Annotated in this window: 5 protein-coding genes; 1 reads left to right on the plus strand and 4 read right to left on the minus strand. The window is 30.0% G+C overall.

Annotated elements, in window-relative coordinates:
• Positions 1–83 precede the first annotated feature (83 nt).
• The 3 genes from ACTHUW_RS10335 to ACTHUW_RS10345 form a co-directional block, all read right to left on the minus strand.
• The gene (locus ACTHUW_RS10335; protein WP_442213191.1) at positions 84–941 is read right to left on the minus strand and encodes an NmrA family NAD(P)-binding protein; all 858 of its coding nucleotides are present in this window, start codon (positions 939–941) and stop codon (positions 84–86) included.
• Positions 942–1032: 91 nt separating this feature from the next.
• On the minus strand, positions 1033–1662 hold the full coding sequence (locus tag ACTHUW_RS10340) for a DUF6544 family protein (RefSeq protein ID WP_442213219.1): 630 nt from the start codon (positions 1660–1662) through the stop codon (positions 1033–1035).
• Positions 1662–1877, minus strand: a complete 216-nt coding sequence (locus ACTHUW_RS10345) for a hypothetical protein (RefSeq protein WP_442213193.1) — start codon at positions 1875–1877, stop codon at positions 1662–1664. Before ACTHUW_RS10345 ends, ACTHUW_RS10340 begins: the two co-directional genes overlap by 1 nt.
• A 212-nt stretch (positions 1878–2089) precedes the next feature.
• Here ACTHUW_RS10345 and ACTHUW_RS10350 point away from each other — a divergent pair, with 212 nt between their 5' ends.
• Entirely contained in the window at positions 2090–3775 is a 1686-nt protein-coding gene (locus ACTHUW_RS10350; protein ID WP_442213195.1) for a catalase, read from the plus strand.
• 160 nt (positions 3776–3935) lie between these two features.
• Here the strand turns inward: ACTHUW_RS10350 and ACTHUW_RS10355 are convergent.
• Positions 3936–4218: cysteine-rich small domain-containing protein (locus tag ACTHUW_RS10355; RefSeq protein WP_442213197.1), on the minus strand; the 283-nt coding region annotated here is incomplete at its 5' end.

Raw genomic sequence — 4218 nt, forward strand, 5'->3', positions numbered from 1 at the left:
TATCTAGAGCATTTTTCAAATGTCTAGATACCATTATTAATAAGTAAGATAAATTTTCCATATTATCTATTTCTCCTAACATTTTATTTTACAAATGATTGTAAATTATCTCTTGCAAATTCTTCTAATGTCTGTGGCTTCTTACCAGTAAGTTTATAAAACTCATTTGTTACATCTTTAGCTGTACCCATTCTAGTCATGAAGTAAAGTGCTACTGTGACATTTACATATGTTTTATCAAGTCCTCTTTTATTTATATAATATCTCCTATATTTTAAAAATCCTGGCTTAGTATAAGTTATCTTTCTTCCTGTGACTTTACTTAATGTTTCTGCTACCTGATAATAATCTAAAGCATGAGGTCCTGTAATAGTATGTGCAGTATTTTTATACTTTACATGCTCATGAAGTAAAGTTGCTACTGAAAGTCCTATATCTTTAGCATCTATAAAACTTGTTTTGCTCTTGCCAGCAGGTATAAAAATTTCATCTTTTTCTCTGATTTCAACAGAGTGAACACCAGATATATTTTGCATGAAGAAGCCTGGGCGTACATGAGCATAAGAAATATCCATTTTTTCTATATATTTTTCAATTTTATGATGAGGTGGTATTGTATTGTTTTCTACCCCCATCAAAGATAAAAATGATACTAATTTTATATTATGCCTTTTCATTGCATCAATAAATGGATATAAATCTTCTGGTTTCCCAAGGTGAGGTGGTCTCATAAGAAAAACTCTATCAACATCTTTAAGCGCATTATCAAAAGTAGTCTCATCTGTAAAATCAAAAAGTACAGCTTCTACTTTTGATCCAAATTTATTGATTAATTTTTGAGTCTTTGTACCACCAGCAACTACAATTTCATCCATATTTAAAAGTTCTTTTACTACATAGCTACCTACATTTCCTGATGCTCCCGTTACTAATATTTTCATAATATCACTCCTTATTTAGTTAGTCTACTAATAATTAGTATACTAACTAAATAAAAGGTTGTCAACATATTAAGTATTTATCAATTATATCTTAACTTGATAAATTATATTCCACTTCAGTGATTTCAAAATTAAACCAATTAAAATCACCATCGTCTAATTTCCATGTTACGTTACCTTTAGTAGGTATTTTTATGCCTTCAAATTTCTTATAATCTCTTACTGGAATACTCCAAGTTTCCAGTCTATACTCACCATCAAATTCACCATATCTTTCAGCTTGAAAATTAATAACTTCACCTTTATTATTAAATGTAAATATACCTTCTGCTATTACATCTTTATAGTTCATAGTTGCTTTAGAACTATATTTATCTATTTTTTCCCACATTAAATAATCATTTATTGCTGCAGAAGGAAACCACATCATTTCTGCTAGATATCTTAGTAAACTTCCTTGATCTACCTCTTTTCCTTTAGAGTCAGCTATAGTAAATAATGAAAAAGGCTTAATTAACATATTTCCTTTTCCATTTTCATATTTATCTCTCCCAGATATGTGTATTAAAGGAGCCATATTAATATTTACTTTCCAGATAAAACCTGGTTCTTTAGTTTTAAAATATTGCTCTGCATTAACCTTCATCCAATTCTTATCTTTTTCAAGTCTCATCTCTGCTTTTTGTTTTAAACGAACTGAAGTAATTTTTCTTTTTCCAATTACTCCTGAATATTTAAGCCATTCTTGTACATTTTAGGTAAGTTTTCTAAATCTTTTTGACTTACAATTTCATCAGTATTTTCTACTTCAGTAAAAAAATCTTTAATTTCTTTTTCTGCATTTTGATCAAATATAATTTTAGCTACATAACTAACAATTATAAATAAAATTAAAATTACTCCTATAGTTATTAAAGAAATTGATATTTTTGACATATTAAACACCCCTTTTTAAACTAAGTTAAATTTAAAGCTCAATAAATATCCTATATTTGATAAAGCTACAAAGTTTAATACTAAATCCACATATTATTGTTATATATATATGCAAATATATCTAATTACATTATACTCTATAATTATCACAATAAGGGGTATCAATGGTAATATATACATTCAATATTTGAATTTTAAAAGGAGGAGTTAAAATGGATGAGAAAAAAAATCCTATGGAAAAAAATGATTTAGGTAAAAATCTCTCAAGTAGAAATCAGAAAAAAGGAGATAATCCCAATATAAAGACAGCTGCAGGTGCTCCTGTAAGTGATAATCAAGATAGTATGACTGCAGGAAAAAGAGGCCCTATAAGTTTACAAGATACATGGTTTTTAGAAAAAATGGCTCATTTTGATCGAGAAGTTATACCTGAGCGTAGAATGCATGCTAAAGGTTCTGGTGCCTTTGGTACATTTACAGTAACTCATGATATCACTAAATATACTAATGCAGATATTTTTTCAGAGATTGGTAAGCAAACTGAAATGTTAGCCCGTTTTTCAACTGTTGCAGGTGAAAGAGGAGCAGCTGATGCTGAGCGTGATATTCGTGGATTTGCTTTGAAATTTTATACCGAGGAAGGTAATTGGGATTTAGTAGGAAATAATACACCAGTATTCTTTTTTAGAGATCCAATGAAATTTATTGATTTAAACCATGCTATTAAAAGAGATCCTAGAACTCATATGAGAAGCCCTAATTCTAATTGGGATTTTTGGAGTTCCCTACCTGAAGCTCTCTTACAAGTTACCATCATTATGGGTGATAGAGGATTGCCATCATCTTATAGGCATATGCATGGATTTAGTTCACATGCCTATAGCTTTATAAATAAAGATAATGAAAGATCTTGGGTTAAATTTCACTTTAGATCTCAACAAGGTATAAAAAACTTAACTGACCAAGAAGCAGAAAAGGTAGTGGGCATGGATAGAGAGTCTCATCAAAGGGATCTTTATGAAGCTATAGAAAAAGAAATGTATCCTAAGTGGAAAATGTATGTACAAATAATGTCAGAAGAAGAAGCGGATTCTATGGAAAACAATCCATTTGATTTAACTAAAATGTGGCTTAAAAAAGATTTCCCACTTATCCCAGTAGGAGAATTTGAGTTAAATAAAAATCCAGATAATTATTTTGCACAAATCGAACAAGCTGCCTTCAATCCTGCAAATGCAGTTCCTGGAATTAGCTTTTCCCCTGATAGAATGCTTCAAGGTAGATTGTTTTCATATGGTGATGCACAAAGATATCGTCTAGGTGTAAATCATCATCAAATACCTGTTAATTCACCTAAGGGAGTAAAAGAGCCCCATAGTTTCCATCGTGATGGCCAAATGAGAGTAGATGGTAATCTTGGAGGAGAGGTTCACTATGAACCAAACAGCTATGGTAACTGGAAGGACCATCCAGAAGACAATCTTCCAAAAGAAAAGGGTGGAGATATTTATAGATATGATTTCAGAGAAGATGATTCTGATTATTTCACCCAACCTGGAATGTTATTTAGAGCAATGACAGAAGATCAACAACAGGTACTATTTGATAATACAGCAAGAAATATGGGAGATTCTACTCTTCAAATAAAGCATAGACATATTTATCATTGTTATATGGCAGATTCTGAATATGGCAAGGGTGTTGCAAAAGCAATGAATATTTCAATTGATGATGTGGATTTAGATTTACCAAAACGCGATTCTCATAAAAATCAAGAAAAAGCTAATAATCTACATCCAGAATTAAATGTTCCTACTGATCCAGTAGATCCTGGAAAAGAAATCGACACAAATAAAGAACCTTATATAGAGCCAGAAAATGATCCTTGGCTTTTATAGAATAATTACAAAAATAAAATAATAATAAAAGATGGTTCCATATTTGAATTCAAATATGGAACCATCTTTTATTATCCTTAGATTAAATATCACATATTACTATGTTTTATTTTATCAAATTCTAATTGAGTACTGCTTGTAGGGATATTTTACATTTAAATTATTTAATAAAACTTGATCCTTTTTTCATTACCTCATCCATTTTTGCCATTACAAACTTATAACTATCTTCATCATGAGGCTTTGTGCAATTGGAACAATCCTTTATTCCATTAGTCTCTTTAAAATTGCCTCCACATTCATTACCTAACATATATAATGGGCAATAACAAAATAGGCAGTTAAATTTATCTTCTTCTAGCCCTTGGTGACAAGGGAAAAATTCACATTTTTTATGTTGATTAAACTTATAATTCTCAGTTTCATAGCTCCTCATAATAATA

The organism is Senegalia sp. (in: firmicutes) (assembly GCF_052088025.1).
Classification (GTDB): Bacteria; Bacillota; Clostridia; order Tissierellales; family SIT17; genus Anaeromonas.